At 41.4% G+C, this 26388-nt stretch carries 22 protein-coding genes; 14 read left to right on the top strand and 8 right to left on the bottom strand.

The window, feature by feature from the left end:
* Window positions 1-5 precede the first annotated feature (5 nt).
* From MK480_RS08920 to MK480_RS08910, 3 genes are all read left to right on the top strand, one after another.
* Window positions 6-236, top strand: a complete 231-nt coding sequence (locus MK480_RS08920; RefSeq protein ID WP_000832184.1) for a hypothetical protein — start codon at window positions 6-8, stop codon at window positions 234-236.
* Between the two features lie 157 nt (window positions 237-393).
* Window positions 394-2157, top strand: coding sequence for an aspartate--tRNA ligase (aspS, locus tag MK480_RS08915; RefSeq protein ID WP_268707550.1), 1764 nt, complete (start codon window positions 394-396; stop codon window positions 2155-2157).
* A complete protein-coding gene (locus MK480_RS08910; protein ID WP_120719254.1) occupies window positions 2135-3076 on the top strand; it encodes a YitT family protein in 942 nt (313 codons plus the stop codon). The genes aspS and MK480_RS08910 overlap by 23 nt, the downstream gene beginning before the upstream one ends.
* A 28-nt stretch (window positions 3077-3104) precedes the next feature.
* On the opposite strand, the gene MK480_RS08905 is transcribed toward MK480_RS08910, so the two are convergent.
* From MK480_RS08905 to MK480_RS08885, 5 genes are all read right to left on the bottom strand, one after another.
* Window positions 3105-4091 carry a LacI family DNA-binding transcriptional regulator gene (locus tag MK480_RS08905; RefSeq protein WP_049510888.1) on the bottom strand — a complete coding sequence of 329 codons (987 nt, stop codon included), beginning with the start codon at window positions 4089-4091 and terminating at the stop codon, window positions 3105-3107.
* A 9-nt stretch (window positions 4092-4100) separates the two neighbouring features.
* Complete coding sequence (locus MK480_RS08900; protein ID WP_268707549.1) at window positions 4101-4901, bottom strand: DUF1189 domain-containing protein; 801 nt, start codon at window positions 4899-4901, stop codon at window positions 4101-4103.
* Window positions 4902-5046: 145 nt separating this feature from the next.
* Window positions 5047-5889 (bottom strand): sugar ABC transporter permease, encoded by an 843-nt coding sequence (locus MK480_RS08895; RefSeq protein WP_020902368.1) that lies wholly within the window; start codon window positions 5887-5889, stop codon window positions 5047-5049.
* Between the two features lies 1 nt (window position 5890).
* The gene (locus MK480_RS08890) at window positions 5891-7183 is read right to left on the bottom strand and encodes a carbohydrate ABC transporter permease (protein ID WP_049500516.1); all 1293 of its coding nucleotides are present in this window, start codon (window positions 7181-7183) and stop codon (window positions 5891-5893) included.
* A gap of 108 nt (window positions 7184-7291) precedes the next feature.
* Window positions 7292-8563, bottom strand: a complete 1272-nt coding sequence (locus MK480_RS08885) for a maltodextrin ABC transporter substrate-binding protein (protein WP_000095474.1) — start codon at window positions 8561-8563, stop codon at window positions 7292-7294.
* Between the two features lie 478 nt (window positions 8564-9041).
* Here MK480_RS08885 and malQ point away from each other — a divergent pair, with 478 nt between their 5' ends.
* The 3 genes from malQ (at window position 9042) to MK480_RS08870 (ending at window position 13400) form a co-directional block, all read left to right on the top strand.
* The gene (malQ, locus tag MK480_RS08880) at window positions 9042-10559 is read left to right on the top strand and encodes a 4-alpha-glucanotransferase (RefSeq protein WP_000747274.1); all 1518 of its coding nucleotides are present in this window, start codon (window positions 9042-9044) and stop codon (window positions 10557-10559) included.
* 25 nt (window positions 10560-10584) lie between these two features.
* Complete coding sequence (gene glgP / locus MK480_RS08875) at window positions 10585-12843, top strand: glycogen/starch/alpha-glucan family phosphorylase (protein ID WP_268707548.1); 2259 nt, start codon at window positions 10585-10587, stop codon at window positions 12841-12843.
* 350 nt (window positions 12844-13193) lie between these two features.
* Entirely contained in the window at window positions 13194-13400 is a 207-nt protein-coding gene (locus tag MK480_RS08870) for a hypothetical protein (protein ID WP_000265676.1), read from the top strand.
* Between the two features lie 105 nt (window positions 13401-13505).
* Here MK480_RS08870 and MK480_RS08865 read toward each other — a convergent pair whose 3' ends face one another.
* On the bottom strand, window positions 13506-14354 hold the full coding sequence (locus MK480_RS08865) for a methyltransferase domain-containing protein (protein ID WP_045610942.1): 849 nt from the start codon (window positions 14352-14354) through the stop codon (window positions 13506-13508).
* A 151-nt stretch (window positions 14355-14505) separates the two neighbouring features.
* On the opposite strand from MK480_RS08865, the gene MK480_RS08860 reads away from it, so the two are divergent.
* Window positions 14506-14784 (top strand): DUF6110 family protein, encoded by a 279-nt coding sequence (locus MK480_RS08860; RefSeq protein WP_000910910.1) that lies wholly within the window; start codon window positions 14506-14508, stop codon window positions 14782-14784.
* 1 nt (window position 14785) lies between these two features.
* Entirely contained in the window at window positions 14786-16846 is a 2061-nt protein-coding gene (locus MK480_RS08855) for a heavy metal translocating P-type ATPase (RefSeq protein ID WP_084887282.1), read from the top strand.
* Window positions 16847-16922: 76 nt separating this feature from the next.
* Here MK480_RS08855 and tyrS read toward each other — a convergent pair whose 3' ends face one another.
* The gene (gene tyrS / locus MK480_RS08850; RefSeq protein WP_268707547.1) at window positions 16923-18179 is read right to left on the bottom strand and encodes a tyrosine--tRNA ligase; all 1257 of its coding nucleotides are present in this window, start codon (window positions 18177-18179) and stop codon (window positions 16923-16925) included.
* A 141-nt stretch (window positions 18180-18320) separates the two neighbouring features.
* Here tyrS and pbp1b point away from each other — a divergent pair, with 141 nt between their 5' ends.
* From pbp1b to MK480_RS08820, 6 genes are all read left to right on the top strand, one after another.
* Entirely contained in the window at window positions 18321-20804 is a 2484-nt protein-coding gene (pbp1b, locus tag MK480_RS08845; RefSeq protein ID WP_268707546.1) for a penicillin-binding protein PBP1B, read from the top strand.
* Between the two features lie 82 nt (window positions 20805-20886).
* Window positions 20887-21798 (top strand): DMT family transporter, encoded by a 912-nt coding sequence (locus tag MK480_RS08840; protein WP_153199347.1) that lies wholly within the window; start codon window positions 20887-20889, stop codon window positions 21796-21798.
* A 228-nt stretch (window positions 21799-22026) separates the two neighbouring features.
* Entirely contained in the window at window positions 22027-22725 is a 699-nt protein-coding gene (gene dapD / locus MK480_RS08835) for a 2,3,4,5-tetrahydropyridine-2,6-dicarboxylate N-acetyltransferase (RefSeq protein ID WP_000127443.1), read from the top strand.
* A gap of 67 nt (window positions 22726-22792) precedes the next feature.
* Window positions 22793-23923, top strand: coding sequence for an N-acetyldiaminopimelate deacetylase (locus MK480_RS08830; RefSeq protein WP_153199345.1), 1131 nt, complete (start codon window positions 22793-22795; stop codon window positions 23921-23923).
* An 11-nt stretch (window positions 23924-23934) separates the two neighbouring features.
* Entirely contained in the window at window positions 23935-24474 is a 540-nt protein-coding gene (locus tag MK480_RS08825; protein WP_000834330.1) for a 5-formyltetrahydrofolate cyclo-ligase, read from the top strand.
* Entirely contained in the window at window positions 24458-25135 is a 678-nt protein-coding gene (locus tag MK480_RS08820; protein ID WP_084925359.1) for a rhomboid family intramembrane serine protease, read from the top strand. The genes MK480_RS08825 and MK480_RS08820 overlap by 17 nt, the downstream gene beginning before the upstream one ends.
* A 171-nt stretch (window positions 25136-25306) precedes the next feature.
* Here MK480_RS08820 and galU read toward each other — a convergent pair whose 3' ends face one another.
* Window positions 25307-26206: a UTP--glucose-1-phosphate uridylyltransferase GalU gene (gene galU, locus MK480_RS08815; protein WP_084925357.1), complete on the bottom strand. Its 900-nt coding sequence runs from the start codon at window positions 26204-26206 to the stop codon at window positions 25307-25309.
* Window positions 26207-26388 lie beyond the last annotated feature (182 nt).

Genomic DNA, 26388 nt, shown 5'->3' with positions numbered 1-26388 from the left:
GTCACATGAAACGAGTAATTTTATTAGCAGTGATTCAAGCAGTCGTTCTATTTTTCATCATTGGAGCGCTAGCTTATGCTTTCAAGGGAGATTTCTTCTATAACTATCTAGCAGTCGTCTTTGCCCCTATTGCAGGTGTCTTGCGCTTTGGGACAGCTTACACAACGGAAATTGTCTTGCCTCGAAAGGCAGCCGAAATTGCTGAAAAGCGTAAAGCAGGCAAAAATTCAAAATAAAAGAGTCCGGTGATGTTTTCATCGGATTTTTGTTTTAGCGCTAATTTTTTAGGTCCTTCACTTGATTTTTAAAGACTGGCAAACTTTTCTGCTGATTTTCATGAAGAGCCTGCGCTTTTATGGTAAAATAGTAACAGAATAAAAGAGGAGAGAAACAATGAAACGTAGTATGTATGCTGGTCGTGTTCGTGAGGAACACATCGGACAAGAAATGACCTTGAAAGGATGGGTTGGTCGTCGTCGTGACCTTGGTGGTTTGATCTTTATCGACCTTCGTGACCGTGAAGGAATCATGCAGTTGGTTATCAACCCTGAAAAAGTATCTGCAGAGGTTATGGCAACAGCTGAAAGCCTTCGTAGTGAATTTGTTATCGAAGTAACTGGTCAAGTCGTTGCGCGTGAGCAAGCCAATGATAAGTTGCCAACTGGTACAGTTGAGTTAAATGTAACAGCTCTGACAGTGCTTAATACAGCTAAGACAACACCATTTGAGATTAAGGATGGGATTGAGGCCAATGACGATACACGTTTACGTTACCGTTACCTTGACCTTCGTCGTCCAGAAATGTTGGAAAATCTTAAACTTCGTGCTAAAGTGACCCACTCTATCCGCAACTACTTGGATGAGTTGGAGTTTATCGACGTGGAGACACCATTCCTTTCTAAGTCAACGCCTGAAGGGGCGCGTGACTACTTGGTACCGTCTCGTGTTAATAAAGGGCATTTTTACGCTCTTCCTCAAAGTCCACAAATCACGAAACAGCTCTTGATGAATGCTGGTTTTGACCGTTATTACCAAATCGTTAAATGTTTCCGTGATGAGGACTTGCGTGGAGACCGCCAGCCTGAGTTCACTCAGGTCGACTTGGAAACATCCTTCCTTACGGAGCAAGAAATCCAAGATATCACAGAAGGCTTGATTGCGCGCGTGATGAAAGAAACTAAAGGCATCGAAGTGACGCTTCCATTCCCTCGTATGAAATACGATGACGCTATGGCTCTTTACGGTTCTGATAAACCTGATACCCGTTTTGACATGTTGCTTCAGGACTTGACAGAAGTGGTCAAAGGTGTTGATTTCAAAGTCTTTTCAGAAGCACCTGCTGTAAAAGCAATTGTAGTCAAAGGAGCTGCGGACAACTATTCACGTAAAGACATCGACAAGATGACGGAAGTAGCCAAGCAGTACGGTGCCAAAGGTCTTGCTTGGGTCAAGGTGGTTGATGGAGAATTAAACGGACCAGTTGCCAAGTTCTTGACTAGCATCCAAGCAGAATTGACAACAGCGCTTGCACTTGAAGATAAGGACCTCGTTCTCTTTGTGGCGGATACGCTTGAAGTGGCCAATGCAACTCTTGGTGCCCTTCGTGGACGTATTGCCAAAGAGCTTGGCTTGATTGATAACGATAAATTCAACTTCCTTTGGGTAGTTGACTGGCCAATGTTTGAATGGTCTGAAGAAGAAGGCCGTTACATGAGCGCCCACCATCCATTTACTCTACCACAGGAAGAGACTGCTCACGAATTAGAAGGTGATTTGGCGAAGGTTCGTGCCATTGCTTACGATATTGTCTTGAACGGTTATGAACTTGGTGGTGGTAGCCTTCGTATCAACCAAAAAGACCTTCAAGAACGTATGTTCAAGGCTCTTGGTTTCTCAGCCGAAGAAGCAAATGACCAGTTTGGTTTCCTTCTTGAAGCCATGGACTATGGTTTCCCACCACACGGTGGCTTGGCTATCGGGCTTGACCGATTTGTTATGTTGCTTGCTGGGGAAGAAAATATCCGTGAAGTTATTGCCTTTCCTAAGAACAACAAGGCAACTGACCCAATGACACAAGCTCCTTCAACAGTCGCTCTCAAACAACTAGAGGAACTCAGCTTACAAGTAGAAGAAGATGAAACAAGCAAAACGAATTAAGCGGTGGCGCTATTATCTGCGCCGCTTTGCTTATCAGATAAAAATTTTACGTGTCTTACAAAGCATCTCTCGCGAAAAATATGATGAGAAGATTTCGGCCTCTCTGGTCTATGGTTTTTTATCAGCAGTAGCGGTCAATTTCTTTTTCCAACCAGGGCATGTGTATTCGAGTGGTGCAACAGGTCTGGCACAGATTATCTCTGCCTTGAGTAATCACTGGTTTGGTTTTCATATCCCGATTTCGTTGACCTTCTATGCCATTAATTTCCCTTTGATGGTCTTGGCTTGGTATCAAATTGGGCATAAGTTCACCGTCTTTACCTTTATAACGGTATCCATGAGTTCCTTCTTTATCCAGTTTGTCCCTGTGGCGACCTTGACGGAGGATCCCATTATCAATGCCCTTTTTGGGGGTGTTGTCATGGGCTTGGGGATTGGTTTTGCTCTTCGCAACAATATCTCCAGTGGTGGGACGGATATCGTCAGCCTGACTATTCGCAAGAAAACGGGTAAGAATGTTGGTAGTATTTCTTTCTTGGTAAATGGGACCATCATGCTGATAGCAGGCTTGACCTTTGGTTGGGAATACGCTCTCTACTCTATGATTACCATCTTTGTCTCTAGCCGTGTCACAGACGCTGTCTTTACCAAGCAAAAACGGATGCAGGCCATGATTGTGACCAATCATCCAGAGAAGGTAATTGAAAAAATCCATAAAAAATTGCACCGCGGTGCAACCATGATCCACGATGCAGAAGGAACCTATAATCATGAAAGAAAGGCAGTTTTAATCACTGTCATTACACGTGCAGAGTTTAATGAATTTAAACAGATTATGAAACAGGTGGATCCAGGTGCCTTTGTCTCTGTATCTGAGAATGTTCATATTTTGGGACGATTTGTTGAAACAGAAAATTAGTAACCAAAAAACCAGCGTGAGCTGGTTTTTATTTTTCGATAATTTTGTGGGCAATCAACTGGCGATAACAAATTTGTTTATTGCTTTTAGCATCATTGATTATCTGGAGGATAGTTTCAAAGGAAACACGACCAAGCTCCAAACTATTGATATCAACATAGGCCGCCAAGTTGAGCTTGGGATTGACTGAGTCGAAGCTGAGGACAGGGACATCCAGTTGGTGTTTTGCGATGTAATCACAGACCCCTGCAGCAAGGAGACTATCAATGGTAATAATAGCGTCAATATTTGAATCGTGTTTGAAGAGAAGTCTACTAAAGCGATAACCATTATCTTCAAGAAATTCAGTAGCAAAGCAAGTCAGATTAGTATCGAGAGGAAGTTGGTGTTGTTTTAGAGCCATCTCGTAACCTGTCAGACGGTCTTGTGTTACGAAGAGTCGCTTAGTACCTCCGATAAAGGCAATTCGCTTGCAGCCTTTTTTGATGAAATACTCTGTCGCATCAAAACCAGCTTGGACATTGTCATTATCGACAAGTGGAATGAAGGGAGATAGAGATTTACCTAAGATAAGGAAAGGAAATTGCTCGTCTGCTACTAACTTAACCAAAGGGTCCTCTTCTTGGGCATAGAGGAAAATCAAACCATCTACACGCTTACCATAGACCATCTGAGAAATAGCTTTAAGGCGCTCTTTTTCATCTTTACCTGTTGCAATCTGAATGGCATAGTGGTTTTCAGATGCGACTTGGGCGATACCACGGAGGACAGATGGGAAGAAAGGATTTTGATAGAAGGCGTCTGAGTCGTCAGGAAGGACCAAGCCGATAACTTGGGTATAACTGCTTACCAAACTACGAGCGTTGAGGTTGGGGTGGTAATTGAGCTCCTTCATAGCCTTGCGAACGCGTTTTTTTGTTTCGTCACTAATGGTTGATTTATTTTGAATAACACGGGTTACGGTTGAAGGCGAAACACCAGCAGCCTTGGCCACGTCTTTAATCGTAACGGGCATAAAAATCTCCTATTTATGGTAATCTGGATCACGGAAATGCGTTTTATAAAAGATAGTGACCAGATACAGAACAAAAAGAATGTTTTGTACAGTAATGAGAGTTGTCATATTTTGGCCAAATAGTCCCAAAATAAGCGTAATCAGGGTTGGTAATCCTAAACAGTTCAAGATAAAATGGTAGCACTCTTTAAAGGTCCTAAATGAAAAGAGGCGTGATTTCTTAGTGATATAAAGGAGAAGACTCGCTCCTAGAGAGACGATAAAGAAATTCAAACCAAAGAGGAAGCTTGCACCGAGAACTAGGAAGAGACTGATATAGACACGATTTTGCTGGTACCAGTCTTTAGAAATGGCTTGGGTCAAGCTGTCTTTACTTTTGAAACTCTCAGTCTCAATCGCTCGGTAAGAGATACGGGTCAGCTCTTTACTTTCCTTGCTGATGACGAGCTCATTCGTATCGAAATGCAGTTGCAAGTCCTTAGGTAATTCCTTGCTTTGACTTGGACCAATCACAAGAGAAGGCTCTTGACTAGCTGTTCCAGTATAAGTTAATTTGCCATCAACAATTGTAGCGTGTTCAGAGAGATCCTGTACAACCTTATCTGTCAATGGTTCATAGACATTATCGATAAAGGTTTCTAGCGGATAAGTCTCCTGCGAGCTGTTTTGGATGGCAATAGGTACCATAGATAAGCTGATAAGGAAGATACTGGTAAAGAGAAGCTGAAACCAGTTGAGTCCGAAACGTTTGGACAGGGGCTTACGAAATCCCCAAATACTTGAAAAATAGGAAAATGGATATGGAAGCATTTGTATCTTTCTAAAAGGTGTTTTCTATATGAGTATTATTATATAGAGAAATGTACTTTATTTCAAGTCTAGGAGACAAATTGCTTGCTACAAGGATATTTTTACAGTAACAAGTTTTAAAATGAAAAAGGGTGGCGGGGATATATTATCCCTTGTCGCCACCACTTGTAAGTCCTGAAACAAAGTTCTTTTGTAGGAAGAAGAAGAGAATACAGATTGGAAGGGCGATGAGGATAGCGCCTGCTGAGAAGTAGGCAATCTTCAAGTTCTTCGCATTGCTAACGAAGGTTTGGAGACCTACGGCAACAGTAAAGTATTCTTTCTCACGAAGCAAGAAACTAGAGAGGATGTAGTCCCCGAAAGGTCCCATGAAGGCCCAGAGAGCTTGTACGGCAACCATTGGGCGAACCAGTGGAAGAACAATTTGCCAGAAGCGGCGGAAGTGTCCTGCACCGTCTAGTTTTGCAGATTCATCTAAAGACATTGGCACTGTATCGAAGTAACCTTTCATGAGCCAAGCATTCATCGGGATACCACCACCAACGTAGAGGAAGATGAGGAACCAGCTGTGGTTAAGGGCGTTCAACATAAGTGCCATAACGAAGAAGGCTGTCAAAGCGGCCATTGTTGGAACCATTTGGATAATCAAGAAGAAGACCAAACTTTGTTTACGAGCCAAGAAATTGTAACGGCTGTAAGCATAACCAGCAAGTACGATAATACTTGTTTGAACAGCCATAGTAATTAAGGCGATAATCAAAGTGTTGAGATACCAAGTACCGTATAGGGTTTCAGTAAAGAGTCCTTTAAAGTTATCAAAATTGAAGTCGATGTTAGTATCGAGTTTAAAGGCCGCGACGTTACCTGCTTTAAAGGCTGACATGATGGTAATCAACAGTGGATAGATAATCACGATCGATAGGCCAATCAAGTAGAGGTAAGTAAGGGTTTGAGTCAGTCTACGTTTGAGTTTAATTGAGTTATTCATCTTAGACGTCCTCCATATCAAATGCGTGTAGTTTCTTGAATGCGATCATAGAGATTGAGATGACAATGATAGAGATAATCAAGGTAACAGCTGCCGCCATTGAGTATTGAGGAGATGTACCTGTTGTCAAACGGTAGATCCATGAGATCAAGATATCGGTTGAACCAGCTCCACCTCCGACACTACCAGGTCCTCCACCATTGAAGAGGTACATGATAGAGAAGTTGTTAAAGTTGAAGGTGTATTGACTAATCAAAGTAGGTGCCGCAACAGCCAAGATCATTGGGAAAGTGATGTTGCGGAATTTTTGCCAAGCATTGGCACCGTCAATATAAGCTGCTTCGTAAAGGTCGTTAGGAATAGATTGTAAGATACCCAAGGTCAAAACGTAGATGTATGGGAATCCAAGCCAACCCTGCATCATAATCAAGGCAATCTTAGTCCAAGTTGGGTCTGTTTTCCAAGGAATAAGAGCACCATCAAGGAAAGGAAGGAATTTAGCTAAGATTGGCAATACTTGAGTGTTGATGGCTCCGACACTATCGTTAAACATATTTGAGAATGTCAAGATAGTGATGAAGGCTGGAACAGCCCAAGGAAGAAGGAAAATAACACCAAAGATACGTTTTCCTTTGATAAATGGTTGGTTAGCAATGATAGCTGTGAAGATACCGATGACGATCTGTAAAGTTGAGGCAGCCAAAGCCCAGATGATAGTCCAAGAAAGAACGGCACCAAAGGCAGAACGGAAGGTACTCAAACTCCAGATGTTCGTAAAGTTGGTCAAACCAACCCAGTCCAACAATTTGTTTGGTGGCAAGTGTTGGAAGTCGTAGTTGGTAAAGGCGATCATCAAGGTTACGATAACTGGGAAGATGATCGCAAAAGTCATGGCAACATAAGATGGAATGATCAAGAGGTAAGGGAAGCCATTTTCATAGATTCCTTTGACCATTTCTTTAAAGGTAAGTGCTACTGGTATGCCATTGTTAATGTGTTTGGCAGTTGTATGTGCATCTTTGATATTTGCGAAATAAAAGAGTACATAAACAACTACAAAGATTAAATGGAAGGCACCACGAATCAGCATAAAGAGGGAATTGTCACGACCTGGTTTGTCACCAAGAGTGATGAGATTACTCAATTCAGGGGCTGCAAGTGCTAGGAAGTAGAGGAGAAATACAAGGGTTACACCAAGGAAGATAAAACCTTTTGCTTTTTGTTTATTGTAAATCTGTCCTAACCCAGGAATGATAGACAGCAGGGCTGCTTTACTAGGTTGTTGCTTTTCCATAATAACTCCTTTCATAGGATACTAGTTTCTAGTTAAAACCTAAACTATATATGTTTTCTATTGATAAATTCAAAGGGGGTTGAATTCCACCCCCCTTGAACAAATTTTTTATTCACCAAATTTTTGTTTGATTGTTTCTTTGATCAATGTTACAGCGTCGTTAGCAGCTGTTTTCGCATCTTTCTTACCACTTACAGCATCAAAGAGCATATTTTTCGCTGGATCCCAAACTGCAGACATTTGAGAGATGTTTGGCATTGGTTGAGCGTTCTTGAACTGTTTGATAACAGCTGTTGTCAACTCATCGTTTTTACCTTCAGCGTATGAACGAGCCTCAGTGTTAGCTGGGATTTCGTTAGTCTTATCGTATAATACTTTTTGTTGTTCAGTTGAAACAAGGAAGTCTACAAATTTTTGAGAAGCTTCAAGGTTCTTAGTGGCTTGAGGGATGACCCAAGCTTTACCACCACCAAATGCAGCATATTCTTTTCCGTTTGGAAGAGTTGGGATAGTCGCAACACCGTAGTTTACTTTAGCATCTTTGAAGGCTTGGGCTTTCCAAGGTCCGTCGATGATAGCAGCTGTTTTACCTTCTTGGAAATGAGTTTGGATTAAGTTGCCAGCACCTTCCGTATCTTGCATACCTTTAGGCCATTTTTCATACCAAGATTTAGCGTATTCTATACCTTTGATAGCGCCGTCGTTGGCAAGACCGATATCTTTAGCGTCCTTACCGTTTTGACCGAATACGTAAGCGCCGTTACCAGCAAGAAGTCCGTATGCATAGTAGAAGTTTGTCCAGTCAGCTAGGAAAGCAGAAGTTTTTCCATCTTCACCAGCGAAGGCATATTTGCTATCTTTAGCAAGGTTTTCTAAGTCAGCAAAAGTTTTTGGAGCTTCTTTTATCAAGTCTTTATTGTAGTACATAACAAGTGACTCGATAACGGCAGGAGCACCGTAAACTTTACCATTAGCAGCTGTTACAAGAGATTTAGTTGTGTCGTCTGTTTTAGCACCATCGCTCAATTTCACTTCTGAAAGTTGTCCGTCAGAACCAAGGCTACCTACACGGTCGTATGGAGCCATCATAACATCAGGGACATTACCAGATTGGTTGTCAAGAGAAAGTTTATCAAGACCTCCTAGAGCATCACCAGTTTTAAGAGTGACTTTTACTCCAGTTTCTTTTTCATAAGCTTTAGCAACCTCTTCAATATAGCTCTTATATCCCTCGTCTACATATACAGTGAGTTCTTTCGCTTCAGATGAACCAGAATCAGCAGGCTTATCAGCAGTTTTGCTTCCGCAAGCTACCAAAAGCAAGCTAGCAAGTGTAACAGTTCCAAGCACAGCAGCGCTCTTCATGAATTTAGATGACATAGTGTATTCCTCCTAAAGAATAACAAATTTTATAATGAGGAAACGCAAACGTTTTCCTTTATGGGACTAGTATAGCACAATCGGAAAGCGGTTGCAAGTGTTTTTTGTAAAATTTTTTTAAAAAATTGTGAAAAAAGTAAACGCTTCATCGTCATATAATAGTAGAAAATCCCAAAAATCCGTTTTGTTTTAAATTTAAAAAAAGTTGAGAAAACGATTGCCTAATTTACAAATGGAAAGCAGGGAGGATTCACACTTTATTTTTGCTTAATGAGATAAGTGAAACCCTTATTCCTATTTTGTTTGTTGCCTGAAAGAATATATATACGAGTAAGAAGAAAAAATTTTAAAAAAATAATCAAAAAAGTTATCTAAAACCGCTTGCATTTATCAAGAAAATAAGCTATACTAGTAATAGCGCAAACGTTTGCGTTCATAAAAATGTAATATCTAACTATAAACACATGAGGTGCTTATTATGAAAAAACGTCAAAGTGGTGTGTTGATGCACATTTCTTCTCTTCCAGGAGCATACGGAATCGGATCATTTGGTAAAAGTGCTTACGACTTCGTTGATTTCTTGGTTCGCACAAAACAACGTTACTGGCAAATCCTTCCACTAGGAACAACTAGTTACGGAGACTCTCCTTACCAATCTTTCTCAGCCTTCGCAGGGAACACTCATTTTATCGATTTAGATATCTTGGTGGAACAAGGCTTGTTGCAAGCAAGTGACCTTGAAGGGGTTGACTTTGGTAGTGATGCGTCTGAAGTTGATTATGCGAAAATCTACTATGCACGTCGTCCTCTTTTAGAAAAAGCGGTAAAACGTTTCTTGGAAGTGGGAGATGTTAAAGATTTTGAGAAATTTGCTCAAGACAACCAATCATGGCTTGAACTCTTTGCAGAGTATATGGCTATCAAAGAGCATTTTGACAATCTTGCTTGGACTGAATGGCCAGATGCAGATGCTCGTGCTCGTAAAGCTTCAGCACTTGAAAGCTACCGTGAGCAATTGGCAGACAAGTTGGTTTACCACCGTGTGACTCAATACTTCTTCTTCCAACAATGGTTGAAGTTGAAAGCTTACGCTAACGACAACCACATCGAAATCGTTGGGGACATGCCAATCTACGTAGCGGAAGATTCAAGCGATATGTGGGCAAATCCACATCTCTTCAAGACAGATGTCAACGGTAAGGCGACTTGCATCGCAGGATGCCCACCAGATGAATTTTCTGCAACTGGTCAGCTTTGGGGTAACCCAATCTATGACTGGGAAGCAATGGACAAAGACGGCTACAAATGGTGGATTGAACGCTTGCGTGAAAGCTTCAAAATCTACGACATCGTTCGTATTGACCACTTCCGTGGTTTCGAATCTTACTGGGAAATCCCTGCTGGTTCCGATACAGCAGCACCTGGTGAGTGGGTAAAAGGTCCTGGCTACAAGCTTTTTGCAGCCGTTAAGGAAGAACTTGGTGAGTTAAACATCATCGCAGAAGACCTTGGTTTCATGACAGACGAAGTTATCGAATTGCGTGAACGTACTGGCTTCCCAGGAATGAAGATTCTTCAATTTGCATTCAACCCAGAAGACGAAAGCATCGATAGCCCACACTTGGCACCTGCTAACTCAGTTATGTACACAGGAACACACGATAACAATACGGTCCTTGGTTGGTACCGTAACGAGATCGATGATGCGACTCGTGAATACATGGCTCGCTACACTAACCGTAAAGAATACGAAACAGTGCCACATGCTATGCTTCGTACAGTCTTTTCATCAGTTAGCTTCATGGCAATTGCAACTATGCAAGATTTGCTAGAATTGGATGAGGCAGCTCGTATGAACTTCCCATCTACTCTTGGTGGAAACTGGTCTTGGCGTATGACTGAAGATCAATTGACACCAGCTGTCGAGGAAGGCTTGCTTGACTTGACAACAATCTATCGCCGAATCAATGAAAATTTGGTAGAATTAAAGAAATAATACAATATCAGGAGACACCTTAAACATGTTATCACTACAAGAATTTGTACAAAATCGTTACAATAAAACCATTGCAGAATGTAGCAATGAAGAGCTTTACCTGGCTCTTCTTAACTACAGCAAGCTTGCAAGTAGTCAAAAACCAGTTAACACTGGTAAGAAAAAAGTTTACTACATCTCAGCTGAGTTCTTGATTGGTAAACTTTTGTCAAACAACTTGATCAACCTTGGTCTTTACGACGATGTTAAAAAAGAACTTGCAGCTGCAGGTAAAGACTTGATTGAAGTTGAAGAAGTTGAATTGGAACCATCTCTTGGTAATGGTGGTTTGGGACGTTTGGCTGCCTGCTTTATCGACTCAATTGCTACTCTTGGTTTGAACGGTGACGGTGTTGGTCTTAACTACCACTACGGTCTTTTCCAACAAGTTCTTAAAAACAACCAACAAGAAACAATTCCAAATGCATGGTTGACAGAGCAAAACTGGTTGGTTCGCTCAAGCCGTAGCTACCAAGTACCATTTGCTCACTTCACATTGACATCAACTCTTTACGATATCGATGTACCTGGTTACAAGACAGAAACTAAGAACCGCTTGCGCTTGTTTGACTTGGATTCTGTTGATTCTTCAATCATTAAAGATGGTATCAACTTTGATAAGACAGATATCGCTCGCAACTTGACTCTTTTCCTTTACCCAGATGATAGTGACCGTCAAGGTGAATTGCTCCGTATCTTCCAACAATACTTCATGGTTTCAAACGGTGCGCAATTGATCATCGAAGAAGCAATCGAAAAAGGAAGCAACTTGCATGACCTTACTGACTACGCAGTTGTCCAAATCAACGATACTCACCCATCAATGGTTATTCCTGAATTGATCCGTCTTTTGACTGCTCGTGGTATCGAACTTGACGAAGCAATCTCAATCGTTCGTAGCATGACTGCCTATACTAACCACACAATCCTTGCTGAAGCCCTTGAAAAATGGCCTCTTGAATTCTTGCAAGAAGTGGTTCCTCACTTGGTTCCAATCATCGAAGAATTGGACCGTCGCGTGAAAGCAGAATACAAAGATCCAGCTGTTCAAATCATCGATGAGAGCGGACGTGTTCACATGGCTCACATGGATATCCACTACGGATACAGTGTTAACGGGGTTGCAGCACTTCACACTGAAATCTTGAAGAACTCTGAATTGAAAGCCTTCTACGACCTTTACCCAGAAAAATTCAACAACAAAACAAACGGTATCACTTTCCGTCGTTGGCTCATGCATGCTAACCCAAGACTATCTCACTACTTGGATGAGATTATTGGAGAAGGTTGGCACCATGAAGCAGATGAGCTTGAAAAACTCTTGTCTTATGAAGACAAAGCAGCTGTCAAAGAAAAATTGGAAAGCATCAAGGCACACAACAAACGTAAATTGGCTCGTCACTTGAAAGAACACCAAGGTGTGGAAATCAATACAAACTCTATCTTTGATATCCAAATCAAACGTCTTCACGAGTACAAACGCCAACAAATGAACGCTTTGTACGTGATCCACAAATACCTTGACATCAAAGCTGGTAACATCCCTGCTCGCCCAATCACAATCTTCTTTGGTGGTAAAGCAGCTCCGGCCTACACAATCGCTCAAGACATCATCCACTTGATCCTTTGCATGTCAGAAGTTATTGCTAACGATCCAGCAGTAGCTCCACACTTGCAAGTTGTTATGGTTGAAAACTACAACGTTACTGCAGCAAGCTTCCTTATCCCAGCATGTGATATCTCAGAACAAATCTCACTTGCTTCTAAAGAAGCTTCAGGTACTGGTAACATGAAATTCATGTTGAACGGAGCTTTGACACTTGGTACTATGGACGGTGCTAACGTGGAAATCGCTGAGTTGGTTGGCGACGAAAACATCTACATCTTTGGTGAAGATTCAGAAACTGTTATCGACCTTTACGCAAAAGCAGCTTACAAATCAAGCGAATTCTACGCCCGTAAAGCTATCAAACCATTGGTTGACTTCATCGTTAGCGATGCAGTTCTTGCAGCTGGAAACAAAGAGCGCTTGGAACGTCTTTACAAGGAATTGATCAACAAAGACTGGTTCATGACTCTTCTTGACTTGGAAGACTACATCAAAGTCAAAGAGCAAATGTTGGCTGACTACGAAGACCGTGACGCATGGTTGGATAAAGTTATCGTTAACATTTCTAAAGCAGGATTCTTCTCATCTGACCGTACAATCGCTCAGTATAACGAAGATATCTGGCACTTGAATTAATACTCTTCGAAAATCTCTTCAAACCACGTCAGCGTTGCCTTGCCGTACTCAAGTACAGCCTGCGGCTAGCTTCCTAGTTTGCTCTTTGATTTTCATTGAGTATAAGATACAAGATTTAGACTAATACACTTTCCTATAAAGCGAATTTCGATTGAAATTCGCTTTTTTGAATGCTATGGATTTGAGCCAATCTTGTCTTAAAAAGAGAGAAATCATAGACACATTGAACGTTTAAAAAGTTGGTTTTACTGTCTTTCAACCTCATGCTTCTTCGTAGTTGATTACCTCATATCTCTTGTATTCACTTACACAAAGTATTATAATATGATTGTAGGAAAGAAGGTGTTCTTATGTGGAAAAAATATTTTTCAAAATATAAATGGACTGATTTATTTTGGATTTTATTTGTTATTTTAACATGCCTCTTGGCGGGTAATAGTAATCTTTACCCCCTTACCCATCAAGAAATCTCTTATCATGGGTGCTTATCGGGAATTACACTTGCCTTATTTCACTTGCTATTTATTGATAAGTTTTTTATTTCGAATCGAAAATAAATGGAGAAGCTAAAAGCTTTAAATGTTTTAGACTTTTGGGATAGATAGTTTAAAAATTGAAATTTAAAACCGCAGATCTTCTTGAAATGCGGTTTTTTGTGTCAATTATAGTTCTCTCCCAACCAAAATCTCTGCTTCAATGGTAATCTCTGTCAGTTGGCTCCAGTCAATCTTGCTCTGGTCGATGTGAAAGAGGAGAGGAGTCATACTGAGTAGGGCTTGGAGCTGCTTTGCTGTGATAGACTGGGTTAGTGAGGCAGTTTGACTAGATAGGATGGTAAAGTGATCTTGGAAATGATTTTTGATATCTTGGTTGGAATAGTCCTTGTTTGTCAGCTGGTCTTGTACCTTCTGACGGATTTCCTTGAGGTGATTTTTAGTTGGAATAACCTTTATCAAGATACCGTCTTTGGATAAAACGCGACGAAATTCTCCATAGTTGGCAGGTGAGAAGATATCAAGCAGGATATCCATACTGGCGTCTTTTATAGGAAGTCGTGCCAAGTCACCAACGAACCAATTGACTGCCCAGTTGGGTTCGCTCTTGGCAGCGATTTGGACGGAATCTTTGGAAATGTCGAAGGCATAGAAGGTTTTGTCAGGATGGCTTTCTTGGAGTTTACGAGAATAGAAACCTTCACCACAACCGATATCTAAAATTGTTTTGGCATTTTTTGAGTTTGAAAGTAAATCAGATACAGCCTCTAGAATAGCTTGATAAAATCCAGCTTCTAGGATTTGCTGGCGATTTTGGAAGTTTTCCTTGTCGTAGTTGGCAGATTGCTTGATTTGAGGTGCCAGATTGACATAGCCGAATTTTGACAGATCAAAAGAATGGTGATTGCTACACTTGAGACTGCTAGCTACTAGAGGTAGCTTTTCTTGACAGATGGGACAGGCAAAGGCAGTAGCAGAAGCAAAACGTTGAAGTTTGGGTTTGAGATTTGTATTCATAGTTTAAGTGTATCAAAAGAGGCAAATGAAAGCAACTTTAGGAATAAGTAGATGGGAGATTCAGTAGAAATAAAACTAATTCTCCAATTTATAGAATAAAATTGCTTTTATATCGAAATTTCTATATAATAATGATAAGGAGGAAATAAGTATGTTAAAAGAAGTATTAACCGTTGCAAAAGTTGCGAAAAAATCATCACTCTTTTTGGGTGGTGTCGCATTTGGTACCCTTGGCTTGAAAATCTTAGCAAGTAAGGAAGCTAAAAAAGGTTATTCTAAAGCTTTGGCTAAGGCTTACAAGTTGAAAGACGGGCTAGATGCATCTGTTTCTGTTGTGAAACAACATGGAGACGATGTCTTGCAAGATGCCAAATATTTGTACGAGCAAGAGAAAAAAGAAGAGCAATTAGATAGCCTTATAGGAGAATAATATGTCTTTTAAAGTGCTACATAGAGGATACCAACATATCCGACTATCATCTTCTTTTTCACTCACCTTGGATATTCAAGACTATCTTCGTTCCTTGGCGAGAGATGAAAAGGGGATTGAGTCTATCCAGTTTTACATGGATCAACAGCACTTTACTCTACGTATAAAAGAAGGCTTTTCTGTATTAGATAATGCAGAAGCCTTTTTAAAAAGAATTGATAAAGGGAAAGTTTCTGAGTTGATGACTCTTCCCATTCGTAGAGAAGAGAGTGCTTATTCTATTGTTTCAGGTGCAGCGATTAAGCGTATACTTTTTCGTAGTTTTGTGCCGTATCCTATTCGCTATATATGGACTTGTTATCAGGCTTTTGGCTATATTAGAGAAGCCTATCAAACACTAGCGCGTAAGGAACTAACGATGGAGGTCTTGGACTGTTCGGCGATTTTATTGTCCTTGTTTATGAACCAATCCAAGACAGCTAGCAATATCATGTTTATGCTTGATTTGGGGAATCATTTAGATCAGTGGTCCTTGAAAAAAACTGCAACAGATTTAGAACAAAGCCTTCTTGCAAAAGAGAGCGATGTATTCTTAGTACAGGGCGATACGGTTGTTAGTATCAAGAGTTCCGATGTTCAAATAGGAGATGTCTTGGTCCTATCTCAAGGAAATGAAATTCTGTTTGATGGACAAGTAGTTTCAGGTTTAGGTATGGTCAACGAAAGTTCCTTGACGGGAGAGAGTTTTCCAGTTGAAAAAAGAGAGTCTGATTTGGTTTGTGCAAATACAGTATTAGAAACTGGAGAGTTGCGCATTCGTGTAACCGATAATCAGATGAACAGCCGGATTTTACAACTGATTGAGTTGATGAAGAAATCTGAAGAAAACAAGAAAACGAAACAACGCTATTTCATCAAGATGGCGGATAAGGTCGTCAAATATAATTTCTTGGGGGCTGGGCTGACTTACCTATTGACAGGTTCTTTTTCTAAGGCTATTTCTTTCCTATTGGTCGATTTCTCCTGCGCTTTGAAAATCTCTACTCCTGTAGCTTATTTGACAGCTATCAAGGAGGGGTTGAATCGTGAAATGGTGATTAAGGATGGAGATGTTCTGGAGAAATACCTGGAAGTTGATACTTTCTTGTTTGATAAGACGGGAACAATCACAACTAGTTATCCTATAGTTGAAAAGGTGTTACCTTTTGGGGACTATAGTGAGGAAGATATTCTCAGAATCAGTGCCTGTCTTGAGGAACACATTTATCATCCTATTGCTAATGCCATCGTCAAGCAAGCTGAGATAGAGGGGATTGAACATGAGGAAATGCATGGGAAACTCCAATATATTGCAAGCAAGGGGATCAAATCTCATATAGATGGGCAACCAGTTCTTATTGGGAATTATGTCTTGATGCAGGATGAGCAGATTCATATCAGTTCAGAACAAAATGCTTTAATTGAAGAGTACAAGAGTCACTACAATCTCTTATTCTTGGCTTATCAGAATGAATTGATTGGAATGTTCTGCATTCATACTCCTTTGAGAAAAGAAGCAAAAGCAGCCTTGGAGAAACTTAAGGCACAAGGGAAAAAATTGATTCTGGCAACAGGGGACACCTTGGTTAGAACAGAGGAATTAGTCAAAGATTTGCCCTTTGATCAGGTCTATACAGACTTGAAACCTGATGGAAAATTTGAGTTAGTAGAGGAACTGCAGAAAGCAGGTCACACTATTTTGATGGTTGGAGATGGCTTGAATGACTCAGCGGCTCTAACCCTATCAGATATCGGTGTGGTGATGAATGAGAGTGCAGATATTTCTAAGCAGATGAGTGATATCTTATTGTTAGATAATCGCTTGGATTTCTTCCAAGAGTTGGATTCGCTATCATCATCTTTGCAAACCCTCATCAAGAAGAATATTCAAGATACCGTTGTCGTAAATAGTAGTTTGATTGGCTTTGGCTTGTTTAATTGGCTCAGTCCTTCAAATCTCTCTATCTTACATAATCTAACAACCTTACGTATTGTACTGCGTAGCCTGTCTATTAAGGGATAGGTGGGGACTATTAACAGCAAAAAGGAGTTACCTTTCTCGAGGTTAACTCCTTTTTTATAGGTAAATGTTGAACAGTTTAGTAAGTCAATACAAAGTATTTTTTCTTACCGCGACGGATAACAGTCAGTTCGTTCTCAAGCTTATCTGCGTCACTTAAGACATAGTCAAGGTCTTGGATGCGGTCACCGTTTACGTAGATAGCTCCGTTTTGGACATCTTCACGGGCTTGGCGTTTTGAGTTAACTACACCAGATGAGACGAGTAGTTCCACAATATTGTGGTTTTCGTCTGCTTGTACTTGGTAGTTTGGTACACCACTAAGTCCTTGTTTGAGCTCTTTAACAGAAAGATTCTTGATGTTTCCTGCAAAGAGTTGCTCAGTGATGTTGAGGGCTTCTTTGTAGGCTTCTTCGCCGTGAACGAGTGTAACGACTTCACGAGCCAAGACTTTTTGAGCCAAGCGTTCGTGTGGAGCTGCTTCAAATTGTTTACGGATGTCTTCAATCTCATCAAGTGACAAGAAAGTAAAGATCTTCAAGAAGCGAACAGCGTCAGCGTCCATAACGTTCATCCAAAATTGGTACATTTCGTATGGAGAAGTCTTTTCAGGATTGAGCCAGACTGCGTTTCCTTCTGATTTACCAAATTTCTTACCAGTTGCATCTGTGATCAGTGGAACAGTGATAACGTGGCCTGTCTTGTCAGCCTTACGACGAAGCAATTCAGTACCAGCTGTCATATTTCCCCACTGGTCAGAACCACCGATTTGAAGCGTTACGTTGTGGTCTTGGTTAAGAACGAAGAAATCGTAACCTTGCATGATTTGGTAGGCAAACTCAGTGTATGAAATTCCTGTTTCAATCCGTTTTTTCACAGACTCCTTGCTCATCATGTAGTTGACAGTAAAGTATTTTCCGATATCACGGAGGAAATCAATGAAGCTGATGCTGCCAAACCAGTCGTAGTTGTTGACCATGACAGCTTTATTTTCACCATTTTCAAAGTCAAGAAAACGAGAAAGTTGTCCTTGGATAGACTTGACCCAGCCATTTACTGTGTCTTTTGTTTGGAGACTACGTTCAGCATCTTTGAAGGACGGATCTCCGATGAGACCTGTAGCACCGCCAACGAGCGCATAAGGTTTGTGACCTGCTAGCTGCAAGCGACGACTTGTCAAGATTGCGACAAGGTGGCCTAGGTGAAGGCTGTCAGCAGTTGGATCGTAGCCAGTATAATAAGAAACTTGACCTTCTTCTAGGGCTTTACGCAAAGCTTCTTCATCAGTCGTTTGAAAAATCAAACCACGCTCTTTTAGCTCATCAAAAATGTGCATGTGTCTTTTCTCCTTTTTAAAAATATTGTTTCTACCTATTGTATCACAAACTTGGGCAATAGCCTAGTAGAATAAGGAAGAAAGTGGCTATTTTATTGAAAGTTTACCTTTTATGGTATAATAGATAGAGTGAGGAAATCCATGCAAAATCAATTAAATGAATTAAAACGAAAAATGCTGGAATTTTTCCAGCTAGTAAAATCAAACATAAATCATAAAAAATCAGAGAAAGTCTCAGAAGAGAAGCAGTCGGATGGGACAAGTGGGAAAGTTCTGGCTATCCTAGGTAGCCTTTTAGTTGCTATCAAGGGAATTTTGAATACTCTCTTTATTCTAGGCTTTATCGGTGGGCTTTTTGGTGCTGGTGTAGCTCTTGGTTATGGAGTTGCTTTGTTTGACAAGGCTAAGGTTCCTCAAGCGGAGGACTTGGTCAAGCAGGTTAAAAATATTTCTTCCATCTCAGAAATTGTTTATGCAGATGGGAGTGTCATTGCTTCTATCGAGAGCGACCTACTGCGAACTTCTGTTTCATCTGAGGAAATATCAGACAATCTCAAAAAGGCTATCGTTGCAACTGAGGACGAACATTTTCTTGAACATAAGGGGGTTGTGCCAAAAGCTGTGATTCGGGCGACTTTGGGAACCTTTGCAGGTTTGGGCTCATCTAGCGGGGGCTCGACCTTGACCCAACAGTTAATCAAACAACAAGTGGTCGGAGATGCTCCTACTTTGGCTCGTAAGGCTACAGAAATTGTTGATGCCCTTGCCTTGGAACGCAGCATGAGTAAGGATGAAATCTTGACTACTTATCTCAATGTCGCTCCCTTTGGTCGAAATCATAAAGGACAGAATATTGCAGGTGCCCAGCAAGCTGCTGAAGGGATTTTCGGTATCGATGCCAACAAGCTGAGTATTCCCCAAGCCGCTTTCTTAGCAGGTTTGCCACAGAGTCCGATTACCTATTCCCCTTATGAAAATACTGGAGAGTTAAAGAGTGATGAAGACTTAGAACTTGGTTTGAAGCGGGCCAAGGGAGTTCTCTATAATATGTATCGTACGGGTGCTTTAACTAAGGAAGAGTACGACCAGTACAAGGATTATAATCTCAAGCAAGATTTCTTGCCATCAGGAACTGTCAATGCTGTTTCGAGGGATTACCTTTACTTTACGGCTATGGCTGAAGCGACAGACCGTATGTATGATTATTTAGTTCAACAGGACAATGTCTCTAGTCAGGAGTTGAAAAAGGAAGCGGTTCAAAAGGCCTATCATGAGCGAGCTGAGCAGGAACTAAGTAACGGTGGCTATAAAATCACTACAACGATCAATAAAAAAATCCATAACGCCATGCAAAATGCAGTTGCTAACTATGGTCGTTTGGTAGATGATTCAACTGGGCAACCTGAAGTAGGGAATGTTTTGATGGACAATAAAACGGGGGCTGTTCTAGGCTTTGTTGGTGGTCGTAATTACCAGACTAACCAAAACAATCACGCCTTTGACACTAAGCGCTCGCCAGCCTCTACAACCAAGCCTTTGTTGGCCTACGGTATTGCCATTGACCAAGGTTTGATGGGAAGCGCTAGTATCTTGTCCAATTATCCGACAAAATTCTCTAATGGCAATCCTATCATGTATGTAAATAGTCCAGGTACAGGCATGATGACCCTGGGTGAAGCCTTGAACTATTCGTGGAATATCCCAGCCTATTGGACCTATCGCATGCTTCGTGAGAAGGGCGTGGATGTCAAGGGGTACATGGAGAAAATGGGTTACGAGATTCCAGAGTACGGTATCGAAAGTCTGCCTATGGGTGGTGGGATTGAAGTCACAGTTGCCCAGCATACCAATGGTTATCAAACAATTGCTAATAACGGTGTTTACCATCAGAAACATGTGATTTCTAAGATTGAATCACCTGACGGTAGGGTAATCTATGAATTCCAAGACAAACCAGTTCAAGTGTACTCGAAGGCAACGGCAACAATTATGCAGAGTTTGCTTCGTGAGGTGATTTCATCTCGGATCACTTCAAGTTTCCAAACGGATTTGGCTTCTATCAATTCAAGCTTAGCTCGTGCAGACTGGATTGGTAAGACTGGTACAACCAATGAAGATGAAAATATGTGGCTCATGCTGTCAACACCAAGATTGACTCTAGGTGGTTGGCTAGGGCATGATGACAACCGCCCAATGGCTAAGGGGGCTGGGCATTATCGAAATGCCAAATATATGGCTTACTTGGTCAATGCTATCCAACAGGCTGAGCCTGGTGTTTGGGGCAATGAACGCTTTAATCTTGATTCTAGTGTGACCCAATCTCAGGTCCTCAGATCTACAGGACAGAAGCCAGGCAAAGTATCCGTTAATGGAAAAACAGTGGATCTTTCAGGTTCTACTGTAACGAGCTATTGGGCTAATAAGGCGGGAGCTCCTACGACCAGCTATCACTTTGCTATTGGAGGAAGTGAATCAGATTATCAAAATGCTTGGTCAAGTATCGTTAGCACACTACCGACTCCTTCTAGCTCAAGTACTAGTTCGACTAACAGTTCAAGTAGTAGTTCTAACAATAGTAGCAATTCAAGCGCTACTAGACCTTCTTCTTCAACGACGAGACGATAAGTTCTTTAAACTTTTCTAAATGAAGTGGCTAATCAATGGATTGCCACTTTTTTCTTTTTTCCTTTCGTGTTACAATAAAGGTATGAATCAGTATCAGAAAAAGATTGTTAAAGGAACTATTTATTCGCTCCTATCCGGCTTAATATGGGGAATTTGTGGGATTCTAGGAGAGTATTTCTTTACTCATTACCAGGTGTCTTCGGGCTGGATTACCTCTATGCGTTTGACACTGGCAGGGAGTCTTGTGCTCATTTGGTCTGCAATACAATTAAAATCGCAAGTGCTAGATATTTGGCGAGATAAGAAAAATTACCTACCCTTTTTAGCCTATGCTATTTTGGGGATTTTTTCAGTTCAGTATTTTTTCTATCTCTGTGTAGAATACTCAAATGCAGCGACAGCAACTATTTTACAGTTTATCAGTCCTGTCTTTATCCTCTTTTACAATCGCTTGGTTTATCAAAAACGAGCGTCAAAAAGCGCTATTTTTTATGTTTTGGTTGCCATGTTGGGTGTTTGCTTGATGGCGACAAAGGGAGATCTCTCTCAATTATCCATGACACCGCTAGCACTTGTGACGGGTTTGCTGAGCGCCATGGGGGTCATGTTTAATGTTATCTTACCTCAACCTTTTGCTAAGCGTTATGGGTTTGTACCCACGGTTGGGTGGGGGATGATTTTGGCAGGTTTATTTAGCAATGTCCTCTCGCCGGTTTATCAGCTTTCCTTTACTCCTGATATTTGGAGTATCTTGATTTGTCTCATTATCGCTTTCTTTGGAACGGCTTTTGCCTTTTTCATTTCCATGAAGGCTGTGTCCTTGGTTTCTCCCTTGGTGGTTTCCGTTATCAGTGCCAGTGAACCTCTCTCTTCTGCCCTTTTGAGTGTTTTGTTTTTAGGCTTGGTAGTGGATTGGTCCCTTCTTCTAGCTATGGCCTTGATTATTTTGCCTATGATTTTCCTATCGGTAGAAGAAGCGAAAGAAAGTAAATAAAAAGTCTTTTCTTAATTCTAAAAGTGTGCTATACTAGAATAGTCAATAAAACACGGGGAGATAGTTGTGAAGAGTGTTTTTAGGTTGTATCGGTAAGGGCTTGCTTTTACCGACAGCACGTTTTATCTCACATCCCTAAAAATCATACCTAAAAACAAACAAAAAGGCTTCAAATTTGAGGCCTTTTTTGGTAGAATAGGTATCATTAAAATGAACTAGGAGGCGCCTATGACTGCTACAAAAATGAACGCTCAAGAAATTATCCAATTTATCGCCAATGCTGAAAAGAAAACCAGTGTGAAAGTAACCTTTGAGGGGGAACTTGCAACTGCTGTACCTAGCTCTGTTGTTAAACTAGGAAATGTCCTATTTGGAGACTGGAAAGATGTGGCTCCTCTTCTCGATGGTTTGGTAGAAAATCAAGACTATGTTGTTGAGCAAGATGCTCGTAATTCTGCAGTTCCCTTGCTAGACAAACGTGCTATCAATGCTCGTATCGAGCCAGGTGCTATTATCCGTGACCAAGTTGAAATTGGTGACAATGCTGTTATCATGATGGGAGCAGTTATCAATATCGGTGCTGAAATTGGTGCAGGAACTATGATTGACATGGGGGCTATCCTTGGTGGCCGTGCTATTGTTGGGAAAAACAGTCACGTTGGTGCAGGTGCCGTTCTTGCAGGTGTGATTGAGCCAGCTAGCGCAGAACCAGTCCGTGTTGGAGACAATGTTCTCATCGGTGCCAACGCAGTGGTTATCGAAGGGGTCCAAATCGGTAGTGGTTCAGTTGTCGCAGCAGGAGCCATTGTTACCCAAGATGTCCCAGAAAACGTTGTGGTAGCAGGTGTTCCAGCTCGTATTATCAAAGAGATTGATGCCCAAACCCAACAAAAAACAGCGCTAGAGGATGCGCTTCGTACCTTATAATTGTAAAAGTAATAAAGAGGCGGAACCCTTCTTCCAGCCTCTTTCTGCTATATCGGAGGATAGATAGATGTTAGATTTGATTCAGACTAGACGAGATTTGCACCAGATTCCAGAGATTGGCTTGGAGGAGTTTAAGACTCATGCATATTTGCTGGATGTGATTGAAAAATTGACTGTAGGTAAGGATTTTGTCCAAATTCGAACTTGGCGGACAGGGATTTTGGTTTATTTGCAGGGAAGTCAACCAGAGCGAACCATTGGTTGGCGAACAGATATTGATGGCCTGCCTATCGTCGAACAAACAGACCTTCCTTTCGCTTCTCAACATCAAGGTCGTATGCACGCTTGTGGCCATGATTTCCACATGACTATTGCCTTGGGCTGTCTAGAGCGCGCCCTTGAAGAGCAACCCAAGAATAATCTGCTCTTTCTGTTTCAACCTGCTGAAGAAAATGAAGCAGGTGGTATGCTTATGTATGAGGACGGGGCTTTTGGAGATTGGCTACCAGATCAATTTTATGGCCTTCATGTTAGGCCAGATTTGAAGGTTGGTCAGATTGCGACCAATACTCATACACTCTTTGCAGGGACTTGTGAGGTGAAGATCCGTTTCAAAGGCAAAGGTGGCCACGCAGCCTTTCCACATGAAGCTAATGACGCCTTGGTGGCTGCTAGTTACTTTGTGACCCAAGTACAGTCAGTTGTCAGCCGCAATGTTAATCCAATCGAGGGAGCAGTGGTGACTTTTGGCGTTTTTCAGGCTGGAACAACCAACAATGTTATAACAGACACAGCCTTTTTGCATGGAACTATTCGGGCCTTGACTCAGGACATGAGTCTCTTGGTACAAAAGCGGGTCAAAACAGTTGCAGAAGGAGTTGCAGCTGCCTTTGGTATGGAAGTCGAAGTGGAACTCAAACAAGGTGGTTACCTGCCTGTTGAGAACCATCCAGCCTTGGCGCGTGAACTGATGGACTTCTTTGAAGAAAAAGAGGGAATCGAGTTGATTGATATCGAGCCTGCTATGACAGGTGAAGACTTTGGTTATCTCCTTTCAAAAGTTGATGGCGTTATGTTCTGGCTAGGTATTGATAGTCCCTATGCTCTTCATCACCCTCAGATGAGTCCTAAGGAAGAAGCATTAGCTATTGGGGTGGATGCGGTCTCTAGTTTCCTGAAAAAGAAGGCAGCAGAGTAGAGGGCTTGTCTATGAAATCGGAATTACGTAAGCAAGTCTTGCACGAAATGAAGGATTTACCTCGAGAGCAAAAACAGGCTATGGATCAAGCTTTAACGGATCAATTTTTGGAACATCCCTTCTACCAAGAAGCTAAGATCATCGCAACCTACCTCTCTTTTCCTCATGAGTTTCAAACGCAGGAACTGATTGAGCAGGCGCTGAAGGACGGCAAAAAGGTTCTGATACCCAAAACCTATCCCAAGGGGCGCATGGACTTTGTGGTCTATGATCCGCAACAACTGGTCAAAACTTCCTTTGGCTTACTGGAACCACAGGGAGATTTGGAAGTAGTGGATGCATCTCAGATTGATTTGATTCATGTTCCTGGCTTGGTTTTTAGGACGAAAGGATATCGGATTGGATATGGTGGAGGTTATTACGACCGCTATCTAGAACATTTTTCTGGTCATACTTTGAGTACGATCTATCTTTGTCAAATTCAGGACTTTATCCCTGAAAAGCATGATATTCCTGTTCAGGAGGTTCTGATTGATGAAGGAAATCTTTGATAGACGTTACCCTGTAACGAGTTTCTTCCTCTTAGTGACGGCCTTGGTATTTCTACTAATGTTGGTGACTACAGGTGGAAACTTTGACAGGGCGGATACATTATTTCGATTTGGAGCCATGTATGGGCCAGCTATTCGCCTCTTTCCTGAGCAGGTTTGGCGTCTCTTCTCTGCCATTTTTGTTCATATTGGTTGGGAGCATTTCATTGTTAATATGCTTTCGCTCTATTATCTTGGTAGGCAAGTAGAGGAAATTTTCGGATCCAAGAAGTTTTTCTTTCTCTATCTTTTATCAGGAATGATGGGTAATCTCTTTGTTTTTGTATTTAGTCCAAAAACCTTAGCAGCAGGAGCTTCTACTTCTCTCTATGGGCTATTTGCTGCAATTATTGTTCTTCGCTATGCAACGCGTAATCCTTATATCCAGCAGTTGGGGCAATCCTATCTGACACTTTTTGTGGTTAATATTATTGGAAGCGTTCTGATTCCAGGAATCAGCCTAGCAGGCCATATCGGGGGAGCAGTTGGTGGAGCATTTCTAGCAATTATCTTTCCAGTTCGAGGAGAAAGACGGATGTATAGTACCAGCCAGAGGTTAGGAGGGGTAGTGTTATTCGTAGGACTCGCAGTGTTACTTTTCTACAAGGGAATGGGGTTGTGAGAGCTTATAATAATAGTTGTGTAATGAAAAAAGATAAGGCATTTTTGAACCTTATCTTTTTTTGTTTTATACTCAATGAAAATCAAAGAGCAAACTAGGAAGCTAACCGCAGGCTGTACTTGAGTACGGCAAGGTGAAGCTAACGTGGTTTGAAGAGATTTTCGAAGAGTATTATTCCTTCTCAGCTAATTCTTTTCCAAGTTGGATGAGGTAATCTTTAAAGTCATCTTTGACTTGTGGGTGCTTGAGGGCGTAGTCAATAGATGTTTTCATAAAGCCGAATTTATCCCCAACGTCGTAACGAGCTCCTGTAAATTCACGAGCGAAAACACGTTGTGTTTTATTGAGAGTATCGATTGCATCAGTAAGCTGAATCTCATTTCCAGCACCAGGAGCTTGATTTTCGAGGATCTCAAAAATTTCTGGTGTGAGCAGATAACGACCGATAATAGCTAGATCACTTGGAGCCTCCTCTGGAGCTGGTTTTTCAACGAAAGTTTCAACGCTGTAGAGACCATTAATCCCTTCACCTTGAGGAGCGATAACTCCATATGATGAAACGTCTTCGTGTGGTACGGGCATGACAGCAATGGTTGATGCATGTGTCTTTTCGTAATCATTCATCAGTTGTTTTGTCAATGGGATAGCCTTGTCGTTAGTAATGTCCATAAGGTCATCACCCAGCATAACAACAAAAGGTTCATTTCCTACAAAAGCTTTGGCTTGTAAGACAGCGTCTCCAAGACCACGAGGGTGAGTTTGGCGGATGAAATGAAGGCGCATACCAGTTGTTTCGTCTACCAATTTTAGCAAGTCGTGTTTGCCTTTTTCTTTGAGGTTGTACTCAAGCTCAAAGTTTGAGTCAAAGTGGTCTTCAATAGAACGTTTTGATTTACCAGTGACAACCAGAATATCTTCAATACCTGATTTGAGAGCCTCTTCCACGATAAACTGGATAGTTGGTTTGTCCACAATTGGCAACATTTCTTTAGCAAGTGCTTTGGTTGCTGGTAAAAATCGAGTCCCGAGTCCAGCGGCAGGGATGACTGCCTTTCTAACTTTTGATGTCATAAGAATCCTTTCTTTAGAGAGTTAAGACCACTCATTTTCTGCCTTAAATTCATTGTTCATGATGTCATAAATGGCATCTTTGATATTAGTTCCGTGGTAAATAACTTGGTAAATGGCTTGTGTAATCGGCATATAGACTCCAAGTTCTTGCGCTAGTTCATAGGCTGCTCGAGTCGTTGAAA

Origin of the sequence: Streptococcus mitis, assembly GCF_026782895.1 — a bacterium.
In the GTDB taxonomy this organism is placed as follows: domain Bacteria; phylum Bacillota; class Bacilli; order Lactobacillales; family Streptococcaceae; genus Streptococcus; species Streptococcus mitis_CB.
Note: the sequence above shows the minus strand (reverse complement) of the source record. Positions and strands in the feature narration are given on the sequence as shown.

What these genes read in the sequence shown, in the direction of transcription:
- MK480_RS08920 (WP_000832184.1), top strand. Translation starts at nt 6, where the DNA reads ATGAAACGAGTAATTTTATTAGCAGTGATTCAAGCAGTCGTTCTATTT.
- aspS (WP_268707550.1), top strand. Translation starts at nt 394, where the DNA reads ATGAAACGTAGTATGTATGCTGGTCGTGTTCGTGAGGAACACATCGGA.
- MK480_RS08910 (WP_120719254.1), top strand. Translation starts at nt 2,135, where the DNA reads ATGAAACAAGCAAAACGAATTAAGCGGTGGCGCTATTATCTGCGCCGC.
- MK480_RS08905 (WP_049510888.1), bottom strand. Translation starts at nt 4,091, where the DNA reads ATGCCCGTTACGATTAAAGACGTGGCCAAGGCTGCTGGTGTTTCGCCT.
- MK480_RS08900 (WP_268707549.1), bottom strand. Translation starts at nt 4,901, where the DNA reads ATGCTTCCATATCCATTTTCCTATTTTTCAAGTATTTGGGGATTTCGT.
- MK480_RS08895 (WP_020902368.1), bottom strand. Translation starts at nt 5,889, where the DNA reads ATGAATAACTCAATTAAACTCAAACGTAGACTGACTCAAACCCTTACT.
- MK480_RS08890 (WP_049500516.1), bottom strand. Translation starts at nt 7,183, where the DNA reads ATGGAAAAGCAACAACCTAGTAAAGCAGCCCTGCTGTCTATCATTCCT.
- MK480_RS08885 (WP_000095474.1), bottom strand. Translation starts at nt 8,563, where the DNA reads ATGTCATCTAAATTCATGAAGAGCGCTGCTGTGCTTGGAACTGTTACA.
- malQ (WP_000747274.1), top strand. Translation starts at nt 9,042, where the DNA reads ATGAAAAAACGTCAAAGTGGTGTGTTGATGCACATTTCTTCTCTTCCA.
- glgP (WP_268707548.1), top strand. Translation starts at nt 10,585, where the DNA reads ATGTTATCACTACAAGAATTTGTACAAAATCGTTACAATAAAACCATT.
- MK480_RS08870 (WP_000265676.1), top strand. Translation starts at nt 13,194, where the DNA reads ATGTGGAAAAAATATTTTTCAAAATATAAATGGACTGATTTATTTTGG.
- MK480_RS08865 (WP_045610942.1), bottom strand. Translation starts at nt 14,354, where the DNA reads ATGAATACAAATCTCAAACCCAAACTTCAACGTTTTGCTTCTGCTACT.
- MK480_RS08860 (WP_000910910.1), top strand. Translation starts at nt 14,506, where the DNA reads ATGTTAAAAGAAGTATTAACCGTTGCAAAAGTTGCGAAAAAATCATCA.
- MK480_RS08855 (WP_084887282.1), top strand. Translation starts at nt 14,786, where the DNA reads ATGTCTTTTAAAGTGCTACATAGAGGATACCAACATATCCGACTATCA.
- tyrS (WP_268707547.1), bottom strand. Translation starts at nt 18,179, where the DNA reads ATGCACATTTTTGATGAGCTAAAAGAGCGTGGTTTGATTTTTCAAACG.
- pbp1b (WP_268707546.1), top strand. Translation starts at nt 18,321, where the DNA reads ATGCAAAATCAATTAAATGAATTAAAACGAAAAATGCTGGAATTTTTC.
- MK480_RS08840 (WP_153199347.1), top strand. Translation starts at nt 20,887, where the DNA reads ATGAATCAGTATCAGAAAAAGATTGTTAAAGGAACTATTTATTCGCTC.
- dapD (WP_000127443.1), top strand. Translation starts at nt 22,027, where the DNA reads ATGACTGCTACAAAAATGAACGCTCAAGAAATTATCCAATTTATCGCC.
- MK480_RS08830 (WP_153199345.1), top strand. Translation starts at nt 22,793, where the DNA reads ATGTTAGATTTGATTCAGACTAGACGAGATTTGCACCAGATTCCAGAG.
- MK480_RS08825 (WP_000834330.1), top strand. Translation starts at nt 23,935, where the DNA reads ATGAAATCGGAATTACGTAAGCAAGTCTTGCACGAAATGAAGGATTTA.
- MK480_RS08820 (WP_084925359.1), top strand. Translation starts at nt 24,458, where the DNA reads ATGAAGGAAATCTTTGATAGACGTTACCCTGTAACGAGTTTCTTCCTC.
- galU (WP_084925357.1), bottom strand. Translation starts at nt 26,206, where the DNA reads ATGACATCAAAAGTTAGAAAGGCAGTCATCCCTGCCGCTGGACTCGGG.